Genomic DNA, 16,325 nt, shown 5'->3' with positions numbered 1-16,325 from the left:
CATCAATCTGACGAGCCAGGGCGCTATGGCTAGACAAAAGGAATTGTCACCTGAAGAGGCCGCAGTCCGGCTGCGTCAGATCGAATACGAGGTGCGTGACGCTCTTCATGTCGCCTACGCCAGTGCATATTGGGAACTGGCCGGTAGAATCAGAGAATTTCCACCCGATTTGATCAGGCAGTTCTGGGACGCTGCAGAGCGCGAGTTAAACAAACTTCCTGCTGATTTGAAGAATCTTTCAGAAGTGCTCGAGGTCCTAGATCGACAGCGCGACGGCGAGATCGTCTACTTGCATTCCCTGCCGGGAAACTGGCTTTTGCAGCCTCGTGTTTATAAGGCTGTTGATGTGCTGAAGGCACCGACACTCGGTGTTGATCGCCGTCAATGCAGATCCGTTGCCGCAATTCTGTTCGACCGCGGTATTAAGGCCGCTGAGCGATTGAAGGTTAGTCCTGACGAAGAGAATTACTGGGACTGGAAAGTGACGACGAAAGCGATGTCAAACGCGGCACTCGCTTGTCCCGGCTCGGAATTTTCGGGTGAGCCCTTGCTCAGAAAACTGATCAAGGCGGGCTTGGACCTTGATTCAATTGATGCGCCAGATTTGAAGCCGCAATACCAGCCACCACCGTCAAAACACTCTGCGCCGCCCACTGCAGGACAACCACCACTCGTCACTTTCGATATTCGTCCGGTCGGTCCGCCTAAGGCTAAACGAACTCTGACGAGTCTCAGCCAAGAACGCGATGTCCTCGTCAAACGAGTGATTGAGTACTGGGATAGGGGGCCAGACGGTTTGATCCGCCGCAAGTGGAACAGAATAGTCGAGTATTGGGAGACGCGCTGAGTACTGAACGCAGCGCCTGAGAAAGCGGCCGGCCCTGTTGCCAAACCAGCGCAAATGGGGTAGCCGCCACGACTTCGTGGGAGAATTCGGCCTTTAAGTCCTGGTCGGTTCGCACCACGACCCTTCGCCAATTCAGGAAGGTACATCATGGCAAAGAAAATCAGCGGTTACCTGAAACTTCAGGTCCCTGCGGGCTCGGCAACGCCGTCCCCACCCATCGGTCCGGCTCTCGGTCAGCGCGGTCTGAACATCATGGAATTCTGTAAGTCGTTCAACGCGGCGACCCAGGAAATGGAAAAGGGGATGCCTATCCCCACGATCATCACCATTTTCTCGGACAAGTCATTCACCTTCGCAACGAAGACGCCTCCTGCGTCCTACCTGCTGAAGAAAGCGGCGAAAATCTCCTCTGGCGGCAAGACGCCAGGTCGCGAGACCGCAGGCACCGTCACGACGGCCCAGCTGCGTGAAATCGCCGAAGCGAAAATGAAAGATCTGAACGCAAACGATCTCGACCAGGCGACCAAAATCATCGCCGGTTCAGCGCGGGCCATGGGCCTGAAAGTGGAGGGCTGAGATCATGGCTAAAGTCGGAAAACGTCTTCGCGCTGCGAAAGAGAATTTTGATTCCAACGAAGCCCGCTCAGTCGCTGACGCGGTTGCTGCCGTCAAGGAAAAGGCCAACGCCAAATTCGACGAGACGATCGAAGTGGCCATGAACCTGGGCGTTGACCCTCGCCACGCTGACCAGATGGTCCGCGGCGTTGTCAGCCTGCCCAACGGTACGGGCCGTTCGGTCCGCGTCGCCGTGTTCGCCAAGGACGCGAAAGCGGACGAAGCGCGCCAAGCCGGTGCAGAAATCGTCGGCGCCGAGGATCTCGTTGAGCAGATCACAGGCGGCATGATGGATTTCGATCGCGTCATCGCCACCCCTGACATGATGCCGCTGGTCGGCCGTCTGGGTAAGCAGCTGGGTCCTCGCGGCCTGATGCCGAACCCGAAAGTCGGCACTGTGACGCCAAACGTTGCCCAGGCTGTCAAAGACGCCAAGGGCGGTGCGGTGCAGTTCCGCGTCGACAAGACCGGGATCATCCACGCTGGCGTCGGCAAGGCGAGCTTTGATGCGGACAAGCTGGTTGAGAACGTCAAGGCGTTCATCACAGCTGTGAACCGTGCCAAACCGTCGGGCGCCAAAGGCATCTACGTCAAGCGCATCGCGCTGAGCTCGACCATGGGCCCAGGTGTGCGGATCGACACGACAGACGCACTGTCTGCCTAAGACGCGGATAGCGTTTCAAAATAATCAGGGCGGATCTTCGGATCCGCCCTTTTTCATGGGCTGGTCTTCAGCGATTTCAGCGCCGGCAGCAGCGCCTTGTGAAAACGGTCCGCGGCTTCGATATGCGGGCTGTGGCCAAGATCCTTGAAGGTGATGAGACGGGCATCGGGAATTGCCGCCTCTGTCTCCGTGGCGAGGACGCTGTAATTGCCAAGCCGATCTCGCAGGGAGGCGGGGGCGCGAGCCTTGCCCAGCGCCGTATTGTCCTGCTCGCCGATCAGGAGCAGCGTCGGCACTCTGAGCGAGGGAAACTCGTGTACCACCGGCTGATTGAAGATCATGTCGGCCGTCAGCGCCTGGTGCCAGGCCACGATGTCGCCGCCGGCGCCCTGATACATCGACCAGAGCATATCGACCCATTCATCATAGCCGGGCTGCCATGTGCCCACATAATAGGTCGATTGTTGATAGGCCTTGATGCTGTCTCGCGTCGTTTTCTTCTGTGCAGCGTAGAGGTTGTCGACCGTTGCATTGGGGACGCCCTTGGCGCGCCAATCCTCAAGGCCTATCGGATTGACCATCACCAGCGCGCCGGTGCTGTCGGGGTACTGAAGGGCATAGCGCGCTGCCAGCATGCCGCCCATGGAATGGCCCATGATGATGGGGCGCTCAATCTCCAGCGCGTTCAGCAGGGCATTGGTATTGGCGGCCAGCGTATGCAGGCCGTATTGATAGCCGGGCGGCTTTGAGGATTTGCAGAAGCCGATCTGATCCGGGGCGATGACCCGGTAGCCCGCCTTGCGAAGAGCCTCCGTCGTGTCGCGCCACGTGGCCGCGCAGAAATTCTTGCCGTGGAGCAGGACAACAGTGCCCTGCAGCTGTCCGCGCGGGGCGAGGTCAAGATAGGCCATGTCCAGCGCCTGACCCTGTGACACCAGGCTGAAATGCTGGACGGGTTCGCCATAATCAAAGTCAGCGAGCAGGGGATCGGCGAGGGCGCTGGTACTGACGAGCATAACAGTGGCCGTCAGGCGGGCAAAAAGGCGTCGGACAGACAATCGGATCGGCATGAGAGAGGGCTTTCAGTCGACTATTGTCGTCATATTGGTCGAACCGAAACAAAAACAGCTCCCCGAGGGGAGCTGTCTGCAAATTTCCAGTGAGGCGAAGGAGCCTAGTTGGCCCGAGGCTGGTTGATCGCCCAGCCGCCCCGCTTCGGTGACCGCTTGTTGGCGGCCACATCGTTGATGATCGTAGGAACCGTGTCGAGGTGACCGACAGTGGAGATTTCAGCCCCCATATTGCCGTCAATATCGTTATCCTCGATCAAACCGCCGGAGCTGAACACCTTGATGCCGTCGCCCTTGTTCGACCAGATCTGATTCAGACGGACCAGCACCTGATGCGCATCCTGATCAAGCAGGAGACCATGGCTCTGGTTGTTCAGGATCTTGTTGCCGACGAGCGTTGCGGCGCCGCGACCATTATAGACGAGACCCCGGCCATTGGCGTTGATCAGGTTGCCGGTCGCCAGCATGGACGACACGCCTTCCAGATGGACACCTTCAACGAGGTTGTTCGATACGATGTTGTCGATCAGCAGCGCGCGATCCCACAGGGCGTGGTTCTGGCTGACCGAAATACCGCGACGACCGCCGGTGAACTGGTTTTTCTCAAGGGTGGCGGTGCCGCCCGAGATGTGAACGAGGTCACCACGGTGCGCACCGGCACCATCGACGGTCGATTCGACCATGGTGAAGATGCCGCCGGTCACGTCAACGCAGGGCTTGGCATCCATGCTGCCATTCACCGATGCGTTGATGTCGCCATTGATCGATGCGGTCTGTTTGGACAGACGCGCGCCTGGACGGAACGTGATGTTCGAGACCATGGCGTGGTCGTTGAAATGCGTCGGCAGGAAGGAGAGGCAAGGGGCCTCACCGCTGGCGGGAATGATTTCAACGCCGGCGCCAGCACCGCGGTCGCCCTGCAGGCTGACCGAGCGGCTAAGCACCACGTTCTCTTCATAGATGCCGGGCATCACCACCACGACACCGCCCCAGGCCACCGCATCAACGGCCGACTGGATCGTGTCATAGCTTTGACGCTGCTGGCCACCGCCCGGTCCGCCCTTGTCGACGACGACATAGGATGGACGCTCCTGGCGAACCGTATCGCGACCGCGATCGGAATCAGCGGCACGGCGGGCACGATCAGCCTGCGCCTGCGGTGTCACCGTCGGCAGACCACCGAAACTTTGCGCCTGTGCGGCACTTACCGTGGTCAGGGCCGCCAAAGCCGACACTGCCAGGACAGAAATCTTCAGAGTCTTGGTCATCCTCTCACCCCTCCGATCAATCTTGCGTGTAATTGAATTCATAGTTCAACTCGACGAGCTCTTTCTGGGCCTGATCGAGGCCGAGAGCTGCCGCCTGACCGAGGTGATAGCTCGCCTCGGCCTTGCTGGGTTGAACCGGATTGTCACCGAAGATGCCGTCCCGATAATATTTACCGAGGGCATAGTGAGCGAGCGGATAGCCAAAGCCAGCTGATTTCTTCAGCCATTTGACCGCTTCCGCGCCATCGACAGGAACGCCGATCCCTTCAGCATTCATGATGCCGTAAATGTACTGTGACTGTGGATGGTCGACTCTGGCAGCGCGTTTCAACAGCGCCACTTTCTGCATGACCGTCAGCGTCCCCGTGGCAACGTCGGCCTTTTCCTCAACGGACAGGCTCTCGTCCTTCTCCACAAGAATGTACTGGAACTTCTTGATCGCATTGCGTGTTTCGGGACCGGTCTTGCCGTCAATATCACCGAGATAAAGCCCTAGAGCCGCCAGGGCGTTCTGGATCAGGTGATCATTGCCCTTGAACTCCTGCTCGAGGTCGGCGATCGCGAGGGCCGCCTGACGCTCGCCCAGAAGGCGCAGCTGGTTCTCAAGCTCGATGGTGCGTGGCGACTTCGTGGTCAGGGCATCCGGCAGTGGCGGCTCCCATTCCATCGCCAGATTTTCTGACTTCTTGATGTCTTCCTTCGTCATGATGGTCAGAAGGAAGTTCGCCGCTTTGGCCGCGCTCTGATTGGAATTGCGCGCCCGGTTGGTGGCGAGCTTATAGTATTTCAGCGCCTCGACATTGTCCTTGGGCAGACCGTTACCGGACTGGTACATCGCCCCAAGGCGGTAGAGGTCAAATTCGGACTGGCTGGCCAGAACGTTGACGACCTGCGCTTCGGCGGCCTGCACCTGCTCGGTGGTCATGACAGCTTTCAGTTCAGGGATCCGATCCTGGGCCCGGATGCGCGCGTTGATCTGACGGAAATCAGGCTGCTGACTGTAATCGTCGAAATCGTGAGTAGCCGCGATGATGTACCAGGCCAGAGCCTTCACATTGTCCTGGGCGATCACGCCGGTCTCTTCAGGCAGCGGAACGCCATAGGCACCCCCGCTGACCGGCTGGGTGAACACCGGCTGGTTCGAGTACAGATCACCTAGGATCTGACGCGACAGCACGTCCCCCGCAACGGCGTATTTGTGCCAGAGGTCCAGTGCCTCCGCCACTTTGGCCTGATCAATTTGACCATTTGACCGCATTGAATATGCGCGCAACGCATCATCAAAGTCGGCAAAAGCTATGCCATTCAGACTGAGTGCTGACAGTGCCAGACAGGACACTGCCGTCAGCCGCTTGGCTACTTTCGAAAACCGCTTCGAGCCCATTCCCGTGCTCCCCATGTTCGACGTCCCTCGATCCCCAACGGGTAGGACGCAAATCGAGTCCTGCATTATTGTTAACACCACTTTAGGGATTGAACATCCCCCCAAGCGGGTATTTCCGTCTTAAGGCCCGCGTGTGACCTCGAAGACGCATAGTTTATCGTCTTCCGAAGGCAGTCTAAGGCAGGTGTGGCCACCCTGTCGCGCAAAATGAGGGATATCAATCGCGGCAATGGGGTCATCGGCCATGATCCTCACGCGGGCGCCTTCCGCCATGCGCCGCAGCCTGGTTTCGAGCCGAATCACGGGCAGGGGACAGCGAAGGCCGCGCGTGTCGAGCATGTCGGGCGCACTGCTCATGCGTGCCTCTCAAGCATATCGCGCCGTATCGGAGCGGACCGGTGCCTGCAGCGCAGGGTCGGGCGCCCATTCAACAGGCCTGCTCGCTGCGGGCGCGAGAAGATCCTGCACTTCGTCAATGGAACGGGCGAGGTCCCGCACATACCAGGTGACGCGTCGGCGTTGAATGTCGCCGTTGACGGCGAACAGCCGGGAGGCCGCGATAGCGCCATCGGGGATTGGGCGGTCGACGGGTTCGGCCTGCTCAAGGCGCGCGGTCCCGGCGGCCACGGCCAGGGCGTCGAGCAGGACCCGCGAGGGGGACGCACCGCGATGCCGCACAAAGCCGCCTGCGCGTTCAATGCTCCAGCTGGCCTCCATGAGGGCCACCCGCCTAGTCAGTCGGGGACCAGCAAAGCCCAGGCGCAGGACCGCATAGTCAAGATCCTCTGGCCCCATACCGGCGCGCCACAGCCCTGCCGCCTTCAAGACGCCAGCATCGATCGCCGGCACCGTCTCAGCAACAAACGGCTCATACCGCTGCACCACCCGCTCCAGCATCGCCTCAGCGACGGCACGGTCCCGGAACACCCAGCTGCGCGCCATCAGGCCGACACTGCGGGGCGGTAGGGTGATCAGCGCCTTGGCCGCAGCCCCGGGGCGACCCTCAAAGTGCATATGCCGCCACGTGCCTGCACGGGCCGCTTCCATGGGCGTGGCAAAGAGGTCAGGCAGACCTGTCGCCAGACTGAGCCGCGCTTCGGCTGCCGCAATGGCCAGCGCTTCCCAGGGGGTGCTGCTGGTGATTGAGAAACTGTTCGGTTGATCGGGCACTGGGGCCGGTGTGCCAGGCGGGATCAGGGCGATCTGACGCGGGCCGGGCGTTCGGCTGAACCCCATCGCCATGACTTCGGACAGGGCCTCGTCCATGGTTTCGCGGTCTCGGGGTGTCAGGGCGAGGGCGGTCGCCGGTGCCTTTCCCTCCAGCTGCGCAATAAAGCTTTCAAGGCGGGTGCGCCCCTCGGCCCAGTCCCGGTCGGCGCCGCGCCGTGAGATCGTGCCAATGGGCAGCGCTTTTTCAAGATCCTTCAGGTCGGCCTGAGCTGCTTCGTCGAGGTCATCCGCGCGGGGCCCGTCATAGACCGTCGACAGCACCATGCGCGACGAAAACACGCCGGAGAGATAGCGGCTGACATTGCTCAGCGCCCGCTGGTCAACACTGGTGACCAAGGCCAGCGCATCTCCTCCAAGGGCAGTGGCGCGAGATGAAAGGCGGCGGGACATGAGCTAGCAAGGTCCTGTGCTCGCGCCTTAAGTCAAGACCCTATTTCTTAAGCGTTTCGGGCTAGTACAGCCTAAGATCGCGTTTTGCTTTCAACAATCTCGCCCCGCTTGTATCGCCTGCCTTCAAATGGGCGCATAGCTGTTTTAAGATCCGCTACGTCAAAATGAATTCTGTACCCATGGCCTCCAAAAAAGCCGCAGATATCGTCGAACTGGACGAAGAACGCCGTCGCCGGGCGCAGGAAAACCTGCCCGAGGACGACACCGTTTCTGCCGAATCAGCCGCCGATGAGACAGATGAGAACGCGGCCGAGGCAGCAGACGTCGAGAATTCAGAGACAGAGGCCGAGATCGTGAACGAGCAGGCGGCGCCATCCGCGTCTGCCGCGCCGGTTGAGGAAACGGTCGTCGCTGAGCCATCCGACGCGGCAGACGATACACCGCCCGAAGAATTCGAGACCGCAGGCGCCATGCTGGCCGCTGCGCGGCACGCTCTTGGCTATTCGCTGCAAGACGTGTCCGCCCGCACCAACCTGACCGTGGAGCGTCTGCGCGCGCTCGAAGCCATGGAGATCAGCGCACTGCCGACCGCGCCGTTCACGCTGGGATTTGTACGGACCTACGCGCAGGTCCTCAATCTGCCGGCGGAACCCATGATGGCGCGGTTCAGGGCGGAAGCGAATTTCGGTGAGCGGGGCCGAACGCCGGTTCTGAACCCCAAGCTGCAGAACGATCTGGGGCCAAGACCTCAGATCAGCCTGCTGGCCGTGATTGTGGTCATCGGCTTCATGCTGTGGATTGGGTGGCGGATGATCGAGGCCCTAGCCCCCGAACAGACCGTGCCCATGGCGCAATTCCCCCTGGAGCCCGGTGTGGTTGCCCCAGAGCAGGAAAGCTATGAGGTGGGCACCTCGCTTGAAGATTCGGTACCCATGGTGCCGGACAGCGACCCGACGCAGATCAGCCTGCCGCAGGTTATCGATACGGTCGGTCCATCGAACGACCCGATCGTCATCACCCGCGAGGAAGTTGCAAGCGATGATCCGCTGGCCATCCTGTCGGACAGTGAAGAAGACGCCAGTGCTGCTGCGCCGAGCGACACCGACGGCACAGAACTCGACGCAGGCGAGCCAGTGACCACCGTAGAGACGCCCGAACCGGCCACCCCGGCCCCGACGCCTTCGACGGCTGAACAGCTGACCCGCTCACGGAACAGTGAGGACGGCCCAGCGATTGAGGGCGGCGTCGTAGGGCAGCCGGCGGAAGGCCTCGTGACCGTCGAGGAAGACGCCGGCCAAGATACAGAGCCCGCTTTGACGGAAGAGGCCGAAACGGCTGAGCGCCGGACGCCAGTCGTCACGAAACCTGTCCTGCGCGTGGCGGTGGAGCCCGTCTATCCCGTGCGTTGCCAGACCGGCGCGGCAGACCGCGAGATCGTGACAATAGCCTTTACCGTGTCCCGCTACGGCAAGGTGACAAACTCGCAGGTCCAGGACTCGACCAATAGCTGCTTCAACCGTTCAGCGTTGAGTGCCATCGCCCGATGGGATTTTGAGCCCGCCACATCCGATGGACGTGCCGTCGCCTCTGAGGTGCGCACCACCCGCGTCATCTTCCAGCATCCCTGATCTGGGCGTTGAGAACATGGCGCAGGCAGCCTATGTGAAGCGTATTGCAACGGGCCCGTCGGCCCCCGGAGCTTCAAGATGAGCGTTCGTCCCTGGCGAGATATCGACCGTCGTCAATCCCGCATGATCATGGTGGGCAATGTCCCCGTGGGCGGTGATGCGCCGATTGCCGTGCAGTCCATGACGAACACCGACACCGCCGACGCAAAGGCGACACTGGAACAGATTGAGCGCATCACGGAAGCGGGCGCGGATATCGTTCGCGTCAGTTGCCCCAATGAAGCGTCCACTGCGGCGATGAAGGAAATCTGTCAGCACTCACCGATCCCCGTCGTGGCGGATATTCACTTCCACTACAAACGCGGCATCGAGGCAGCGGAGGCGGGCGCTGCATGCCTGCGCATCAATCCAGGCAATATCGGGTCGGCGGACCGCGTGCGTGAAGTGATCAGTGCTGCCCGCAATAATGGCTGTTCAATCCGCATCGGTGTGAATGGCGGCTCACTTGAGAAGCACCTGCTTGAGAAATATGGCGAGCCCTGTCCGGAGGCGATGGTTGAAAGCGCGCTTGATCATGCGCGTATTCTTCAGGACTATGATTTTCACGAATACAAAATCTCGGTGAAAGCCTCCGACGTTTTTCTGACGATGGCTGCCTACCATGCCCTTGCTGACGCCACCGATGCGCCGCTGCATCTGGGTGTGACCGAAGCCGGGGGTACACGGATCGGCACGGTCAAGTCGTCCATCGGCCTTGGCAGCCTGCTTTGGGCCGGTATCGGCGACACCATCCGCGTCAGCCTCTCTGCCGAGCCGGAGGAAGAGGTGAAGGTCGGCTTCGACATCCTGAAATCCCTCGGTCTGCGGCATCGCGGCGTGAATGTCATTTCCTGCCCGTCCTGCGCACGGCAGGGATTTGATGTCATCCGTACCGTGGAGAAACTGGAAGCGCGCCTTGCACATATCTCAACGCCGATGAGCCTGTCGGTTATTGGCTGTGTGGTGAACGGGCCGGGCGAGGCCAAGGAAACCGATCTGGGCTTCACCGGTGGCGGCGCCCAGGCGGGCATGGTCTATCTGGGCGGTGTCCCTGCCTACAAGTTGAAGAACGAGGAGATGGTCGATCGCCTCGTCGAGTTGTGTGAGCAGAAAGCTTCAGAGATTGAGGCTGCCAAAACCGCAGAGATGCAGGCCGCCGAGTAAGGCGGCCTAGCCGACAAATTCCATCATGCGGCGATAGTGCTGGTGCGCCATGCGGTTGAGGCCGAGGCGCGCCATGATCGCTGATGGCAGGATGTAGCGGCCGTAGAGCTGTTTCCAGACGCGGGGCGCATCAGGACGGGTGCTGATTTTTCTGACAATGTCAGGAGCCGTTGCATAGTAAGTGGCGATATCGCCCGAGCCTTCCGTTGCGTTCGCCATATAGTCGTCACGGAAACGCCGGAGGGTCCGCAGCTCCCAGCAATCATCATCAAGGCCCAGCGTATCGCAGGCGGCCGTCGTCATGAAGCAGTCGACATTGGGCGTGCCCGGCTCACACGCGCCAGTCCGTGCCTCATCTCGCAACGCGGCGAGATTCCTGTCGCCACTGGCGATCGCGGCTTTCAAGGCCTCACGTTCGATAATCGCACTGATCAGATAATCGGGGTCGTGATCCGGCGCGATACTGATCTTGAAAGGCGCATCGGATTTTTCGCTTGTCAACGCCTCTGCGAGCCGGTGGTCAAACTCACTCTCACCGATTGTCTCGTCATTCCGCCGGACAATGACAAATTCCCGTGTAGGCTTCTCGCCATTGACTGCCTCCGCAGAGTCATCCGTCAACGAATAGAAACCGCCATGGAGCAGTGTGTCTCCCAGATAGACATAGAGCGCGATCCGGCGCGCCGGGGTCTGGTCGGGTTCCTTGAGGATCCGCGGCAGAAACAGCTTCCATTCCTTCCAGGCGAGCGGGCCGGTCGGAAACTCGTGAGAGGGATCGGCTTGCCGCGTCTTGTTGATCTGCAGGAGGAAGCCATTGGTGGTGGGGGCGAAAGACGTCTTGGTGTCAAACCGCAGTTTGGGCTTGAGAAAAATCTCGGCATATTCGTTTTGTCCGGCGGCTCTATTCCCGGCCTCATCAGCACGCCACAGATCGATGTGGGAAACGGCACGATCAAACTGGGCATCGGGGGCGCCGCGCGTCTCCTCAACGCAGGGGGCAGGGTCATCCTGTGCGCCGACCATCGTCGGCATCGCAAGACCCATGCTGACGACAATAGCTGACAGACGTGAGGATGAATGGCCCAGAAATCGGCGGTACGCAGATGATGACATGATATTGATGTTCTCCCTCGCGCCGATGCGCGATCCCAGTCCCGGAGGCTAGCGTGACGCCTGTCCAGGGTAAAGGTTTGGCGGCCGATTTTTCATCCGGACAAGGATGACAGCAGGACCGAAAGTATCAAGCCCAGTGAGACAGCAATCCCGGTCATGTGATGGTCTTCACGAAAGGCTTGGGGAAAGACTTCGGTGGCCAGTGAGGCGACGACGGCCCCGGCAGCGATGCAGCGGATAACCCCCAGTGCCTCGTCCGGTGCGCCTTCGAGGAGCAGATTGCCCCCGATCGCCGCGACGGACAGGATCCCGGCCGTGGCGGACCACAACAGCAGGATCTTCTTTTTCGACATGTCGCCATCGCGCATCTGCTTTGCGCCCCCCGCTGCCTCGGGGAGGTTTGACAGAAGGATGGAGCCGGCAAGGGCGGCGACTTCCTTCGGACCGGCGCCGATCAGTGCAACGCCAAGCGCGAGATTTTCGGGGATGCCATCGAGCGAGATCGCCGCCAGGAGGCCACCGCCGGAGCTCGAATTCCATTTCTCATCGATGAGATAATCAACGCCTGTGAAGACGGCTGCACCAATGCCGACGCCCAGGACCGCCCATAGAAGCCCGGCCTCCTCAATCGATGGTGTGACCAGCTCACTCATCACTGACGCAATGAGCGCACCGCCGGCCAGCGCGATGATGAAGCCTTCCACCTGTTTGGGGAGCTTGCCGTACACACCCCAGACCGCGCCGACGATGAGGGCAGCGGAAACGATCACGGACACAATGATGAGGGTCAGCATGTTGGCATGGGTCCCGCGGCAGAAGAACGGACTGTTCTTCATTTATCTCCCGCCCGTCGCCCGGCCAGTGCGGATTGGCGGCTTGCCCCATAAGCGGCCTTCATGGCAGAAGCCCGGCTCCTGATGAAAGCTCTGCAAAAGGCGTCCTTACTTGATCCCGCAACAAAAACTTGATGCCATCCGCTCACGGCTGCAGGCCGTGGAAAAGGAGATGTCGACCGTCACCGACGCTGCCGACATCGTTCGCCTTTCCAAGGAGCACGCCGAGCTCAAGCCCATCGCCGATGCTGCGATTCTACTGACGACAGCGCGGGAGGACATGGCGACGGCGGAGGAGATGCTGAAAAGCGGCGATGCTGATATGGCGGAGATGGCGCGCGAGGAAATCGACACGCTGAAAGTCAGCGTGCCCGACCTGGAGCATAAGCTTCAGCTCATGCTGCTGCCAAAGGACAAGGCGGACAATTCCTCAGTCATTCTCGAGGTTCGCGCAGGTACAGGGGGCGATGAGGCGGCGCTGTTCGCGGGCGACCTGTTCCGCATGTATCAGCGCTACGCCACGATCCGCGGCTGGCGGCTCGAGCCGCTCACGGCCTCTGAAAGCGAGATGGGCGGCTACAAGGAAATTCAGGCCACCGTGTCTGGCGACAATGTTTATGGGCGGTTGAAGTTTGAAAGCGGCGTCCACCGGGTGCAGCGTGTGCCCGAAACCGAGACGCAAGGGCGAATCCACACTTCTGCCGCGACGGTCGCTGTCCTGCCCGAACCTGAGGATGTGGATATCGAGATCAACGAGGCCGATCTGCGGATCGACGTCTTCCGGGCCTCCGGGCCGGGAGGCCAGTCGGTCAACACGACCGATTCGGCGGTTCGCATCACGCACCTTCCCACCGGTCTCGTGGTCAGCCAGCAGGATGAAAAGTCCCAGCACAAGAACCGCGCCAAGGCGATGAAGGTGCTGCGCGCACGGCTCTATGACGCGGAACGGGCGCGTCTCGACGCAGAGCGCTCGGCGAATCGCAAGGGGCAGGTGGGCACCGGCGACCGGTCAGAGCGCATCCGCACCTATAACTTCCCCCAGAGCCGGGTGACGGACCACCGTATCAATCTCACGCTCTACAAGCTCGACAAGATGCTGGAGGGCGAGGCCGTGGACGAGATGATCGACGCGCTTGTCCTGCAGGACCAGTCCGACCGTCTGGCGGACCTGCAGGAAACCAGCGAATAGGCATGGCGACCTATGGGCAGTCGCTGCGACAGGCGGCGCAGGGATTGTCGGCCTCGCCGACGCCAGCGCTCGATGCGCGGCTTCTTCTCTTGGCGGCGTCGGGACTTGATCATGCCGGGCTGATTGCGGCTGACCGTGATCCGGTCGACCCGGCGGTGGAAGGGACGTTTTCCGCGCTGGTCGCTCGGCGGATGGGTGGCGAGCCGATCGCTTACATCCTCGGTGAGCAGGAATTTTACGGGCGCCGCTTTCGTGTCGGTCCGGACGTTCTCATTCCGCGCCCCGAAACGGAAATGCTGATCGACGCGGCCCTGCGCGTGGCGGTATCCAAACCGCGCATTGCGGATCTGGGACTGGGGTCGGGCTGCATTCTGGGCACGCTGCTCGCAGAAATACCGGAGGCTACGGGCTTGGGCGTCGACCTGTCGCCAGCGGCTCTCGGGGTGGCGGCGGCCAACCTTACGCAACTGGCGGTGCGGTCGCGGGCCGCTCTGGCGGTGCGCAGTTTCGAGGTTGCGCTACCGGGTGTCTTCGACCTCATTGTCTCAAACCCGCCCTATATTGAGGCGGCGGCGGTGCTGCCCGTCTCCGTAGCCGAGCATGAGCCGGCCATGGCGCTCTTTGCGGGGCAGGACGGGCTCGACGCCTATCGCGCGCTCGCGCCGATTATTGCCGGGGCGCTTGCGCCGGACGGGCATGCTTTCCTGGAAATCGGTGACGGTCAGGGGGCTGCCGTCAGCCAGTTGATGCAGGCCGTGATGCCGGATCGGCCGGTCACTCTCAACCCTGATCTGGCCGGTCGGGAACGGCTCGTCTCCATTGCGGCAAAAGCGTGATCGCGGATGTGTTGCCGAATGGGAACGCTTCGGTCTATAGCCCCGCCTCAACACAGGTTACAAACGACCGATTGGCTTCCTATCTGAGCCGCGGCATTCAAAATTTTTAAGGAGCGAAGATGTTCTTCTCCCAAGCCATGGCCCAGACGACCGACGCTGCCCCGGGACCCAGCGGTCTGTCGACCCTGATCCCGTTCGTTCTCATGTTTGTCGTGTTCTATTTCCTGCTGATCCGTCCGCAGCAGAATGCGCGCAAGAAACACATGGAAATGGTCAAGGGCGTGCAGCGCGGTGATCAGGTCGTCACCTCGGGCGGTATTCTTGGCAAAGTCGTGCGCGCGAGCGATGGCGATGAGATCGTCGTCGAAATCGCCGAGGGCGTCCAAGTGACCGTTGTCAAACAAACCCTGACCGACGTCCGTTCGCGGACACAGCCAGCCGAGAAAAAATAAGGCGCATTTTTTATGCTGCAGTTCAATCGCTGGCAGACCGGCGCGATCATCGTGCTGATCCTGCTGGGAGCCTACTTCACGATTCCCAACTTCCTGCCTAAGGACCACAAGGTCCCGGGCCTGCCGCATACTGCGGTGACCCTTGGCCTCGACCTGCAGGGCGGTTCATACCTCCTGCTTGAAGTCGATACGGAAAAGGTCCTGCGCGACCGCGTCATCAGCATGCAGTCTGATGTGCGCAGCGTGCTGCGCCGGGCCGAAGGGGGGCGAATCGCGTTCCGGCGATTGGAGGTGACACCGCGCTCGATTACCGTGCCGATCACCAGTGTGGCTGACCTAGAAAAGGCTGAGAACCTGTTGCGCCGTGAAATGGCCCGCCCTCTCGGGGGGCTGCTGGCCGGTGGCGGGCGCGAGTTCCGAGTGGAGAAAGGCGAGGGCAGCTCTGTCCGCCTGACCCTGACGCCGGAGGCTGAAGCCTATTTTGCCGACGAGGCTGTGACCCAATCCATTACCGTCATTCGTCGCCGGATCGACAGCCTTGGGACCACCGAGCCGCTGATCCAGCGACAGGGGGAGAATCGCCTCGTCATCCAGGTGCCTGGGGCGAGCGATTCAGAAGCCCTGAAAAGCGTGATTAACCGGACCGGTCAGCTGACCTTCCACATGGTCGACATGGCCGCCGATGCGAACGCGCCGGTGCCGCCGCGTCGCCTGCGCCTGCCGCTGGCTGATGGCACCGGCTTCCTGGTCATCATGGAGAACCCTGATGTGACCGGCGACATGGTCACCGATGCCAGCGCGTCCCCCAACAGCGATGGCGCCGGCTTCCAGGTCAACTTCGCCTTTGACAGTCGCGGTGCGCGGAAGTTCCGGGAAATCACGACCGAAAATCTGGGCCGCAATTTTGCCATCGTACTCGACAACGAGATCATCTCCGCACCGACCATCCAGTCGCCGATCACCGGCGGTTCAGGCCGGATTACCGGCAACTTCTCGCCTGAGGAGGCCACGGAGCTTTCAGTCTTGATTAAATCGGGTGCGCTGCCGGCCTCGCTGACAACAATTGAACAGCGGACGGTTGGCGCCGATCTTGGGGCGGACTCGGTCCGGGCCGGGACACTGGCCCTGATCATCGGTTTTGTGGCGGTGATCGTCTTCATCGTCGTCACCTATGGCCGGTTTGGTCTTTATGCTGACATTGCACTTCTTGCGAACGTCCTGCTCATCGCCGGGTCGCTGTCGCTGCTGGGCGCGACGCTGACCTTGCCCGGGATCGCCGGTATCGTTCTGACCATCGGCATGGCAGTCGACGCCAACGTCCTGATCTTTGAGCGTATCCGCGAAGAGCTGGATGCCGGGAAGGGGCCGGTGGCGGCTGTCGAGGCGGGCTATCGCCACGCCTGGTCGGCTATCTTTGACGCCAACCTGACCACGCTGATTGCGTGTCTGATCATGTTCTATCTTGGCTCCGGCCCTGTGCGGGGCTTCGCTGTCACGCTCGGCATCGGTGTCATCACATCCGTATTCACCGCATACGTCCTGACGCGCTTGATGGCAGGGGGCTATGTCCTCTCCAAGCGTCCCAAGACGTTGTCGCTTTAGG

At 61.0% G+C, this 16,325-nt stretch carries 16 protein-coding genes; 9 read left to right on the top strand and 7 right to left on the bottom strand.

The annotated features are described in order from the left end of the window. The first annotated feature begins 25 nt into the window (after positions 1 to 25). From RUI03_RS07585 to rplA, 3 genes are all read left to right on the top strand, one after another. The gene (locus RUI03_RS07585; protein ID WP_317286853.1) at positions 26 to 847 is read left to right on the top strand and encodes a hypothetical protein; all 822 of its coding nucleotides are present in this window, start codon (positions 26 to 28) and stop codon (positions 845 to 847) included. A gap of 147 nt (positions 848 to 994) precedes the next feature. Further along, on the top strand, positions 995 to 1,423 hold the full coding sequence (rplK, locus tag RUI03_RS07580) for a 50S ribosomal protein L11 (RefSeq protein WP_317286852.1): 429 nt from the start codon (positions 995 to 997) through the stop codon (positions 1,421 to 1,423). A gap of 4 nt (positions 1,424 to 1,427) precedes the next feature. Continuing rightward, positions 1,428 to 2,126 (top strand): 50S ribosomal protein L1, encoded by a 699-nt coding sequence (rplA, locus tag RUI03_RS07575; RefSeq protein WP_317286851.1) that lies wholly within the window; start codon positions 1,428 to 1,430, stop codon positions 2,124 to 2,126. 53 nt (positions 2,127 to 2,179) lie between these two features. Here rplA and RUI03_RS07570 read toward each other — a convergent pair whose 3' ends face one another. The 5 genes from RUI03_RS07570 to RUI03_RS07550 all read right to left on the bottom strand — a co-directional run bounded on the left by RUI03_RS07570 (position 2,180) and on the right by RUI03_RS07550 (position 7,414). Beyond that, on the bottom strand, positions 2,180 to 3,196 hold the full coding sequence (locus RUI03_RS07570; RefSeq protein ID WP_317286850.1) for an alpha/beta hydrolase: 1,017 nt from the start codon (positions 3,194 to 3,196) through the stop codon (positions 2,180 to 2,182). 104 nt (positions 3,197 to 3,300) lie between these two features. Then, a complete protein-coding gene (locus tag RUI03_RS07565) occupies positions 3,301 to 4,464 on the bottom strand; it encodes a right-handed parallel beta-helix repeat-containing protein (protein ID WP_317286849.1) in 1,164 nt (387 codons plus the stop codon). A gap of 16 nt (positions 4,465 to 4,480) precedes the next feature. Further along, complete coding sequence (locus RUI03_RS07560; RefSeq protein ID WP_317286848.1) at positions 4,481 to 5,863, bottom strand: peptidoglycan-binding protein; 1,383 nt, start codon at positions 5,861 to 5,863, stop codon at positions 4,481 to 4,483. 105 nt (positions 5,864 to 5,968) lie between these two features. Next, a complete protein-coding gene (locus tag RUI03_RS07555) occupies positions 5,969 to 6,205 on the bottom strand; it encodes a sulfurtransferase TusA family protein (protein WP_317286847.1) in 237 nt (78 codons plus the stop codon). A gap of 9 nt (positions 6,206 to 6,214) precedes the next feature. Beyond that, positions 6,215 to 7,414: a hypothetical protein gene (locus RUI03_RS07550; RefSeq protein ID WP_317286846.1), complete on the bottom strand. Its 1,200-nt coding sequence runs from the start codon at positions 7,412 to 7,414 to the stop codon at positions 6,215 to 6,217. 233 nt (positions 7,415 to 7,647) lie between these two features. On the opposite strand from RUI03_RS07550, the gene RUI03_RS07545 reads away from it, so the two are divergent. Together RUI03_RS07545 and ispG are read left to right on the top strand one after the other, a co-directional pair. Further along, on the top strand, positions 7,648 to 9,096 hold the full coding sequence (locus tag RUI03_RS07545) for a TonB family protein (RefSeq protein WP_317286845.1): 1,449 nt from the start codon (positions 7,648 to 7,650) through the stop codon (positions 9,094 to 9,096). 78 nt (positions 9,097 to 9,174) lie between these two features. After that, positions 9,175 to 10,299 carry a flavodoxin-dependent (E)-4-hydroxy-3-methylbut-2-enyl-diphosphate synthase gene (ispG, locus tag RUI03_RS07540; protein WP_317286844.1) on the top strand — a complete coding sequence of 375 codons (1,125 nt, stop codon included), beginning with the start codon at positions 9,175 to 9,177 and terminating at the stop codon, positions 10,297 to 10,299. Between the two features lie 6 nt (positions 10,300 to 10,305). Here ispG and RUI03_RS07535 read toward each other — a convergent pair whose 3' ends face one another. Both RUI03_RS07535 and RUI03_RS07530 read right to left on the bottom strand, forming a co-directional pair. Then, positions 10,306 to 11,412, bottom strand: coding sequence for a CFI-box-CTERM domain-containing protein (locus tag RUI03_RS07535; protein ID WP_317286843.1), 1,107 nt, complete (start codon positions 11,410 to 11,412; stop codon positions 10,306 to 10,308). A 92-nt stretch (positions 11,413 to 11,504) separates the two neighbouring features. Then, positions 11,505 to 12,206: a ZIP family metal transporter gene (locus RUI03_RS07530; protein WP_410795929.1), complete on the bottom strand. Its 702-nt coding sequence runs from the start codon at positions 12,204 to 12,206 to the stop codon at positions 11,505 to 11,507. A 151-nt stretch (positions 12,207 to 12,357) separates the two neighbouring features. Between RUI03_RS07530 and prfA the strand changes: the two genes are divergently transcribed. From prfA to secD, 4 genes are all read left to right on the top strand, one after another. Then, entirely contained in the window at positions 12,358 to 13,434 is a 1,077-nt protein-coding gene (gene prfA / locus RUI03_RS07525) for a peptide chain release factor 1 (RefSeq protein WP_317286841.1), read from the top strand. 2 nt (positions 13,435 to 13,436) lie between these two features. Beyond that, complete coding sequence (gene prmC / locus RUI03_RS07520; RefSeq protein WP_317286840.1) at positions 13,437 to 14,270, top strand: peptide chain release factor N(5)-glutamine methyltransferase; 834 nt, start codon at positions 13,437 to 13,439, stop codon at positions 14,268 to 14,270. A 119-nt stretch (positions 14,271 to 14,389) separates the two neighbouring features. Then, on the top strand, positions 14,390 to 14,722 hold the full coding sequence (gene yajC, locus RUI03_RS07515) for a preprotein translocase subunit YajC (RefSeq protein ID WP_317286839.1): 333 nt from the start codon (positions 14,390 to 14,392) through the stop codon (positions 14,720 to 14,722). 12 nt (positions 14,723 to 14,734) lie between these two features. Beyond that, the gene (gene secD, locus RUI03_RS07510) at positions 14,735 to 16,324 is read left to right on the top strand and encodes a protein translocase subunit SecD (protein WP_317286838.1); all 1,590 of its coding nucleotides are present in this window, start codon (positions 14,735 to 14,737) and stop codon (positions 16,322 to 16,324) included. Position 16,325: the final 1 nt, after the last annotated feature.

It is taken from the genome of Parvularcula sp. LCG005, from assembly GCF_032930845.1.
Classification (GTDB): domain Bacteria; phylum Pseudomonadota; class Alphaproteobacteria; order Caulobacterales; family Parvularculaceae; genus Parvularcula.
Note: the sequence above shows the minus strand (reverse complement) of the source record. Positions and strands in the feature narration are given on the sequence as shown.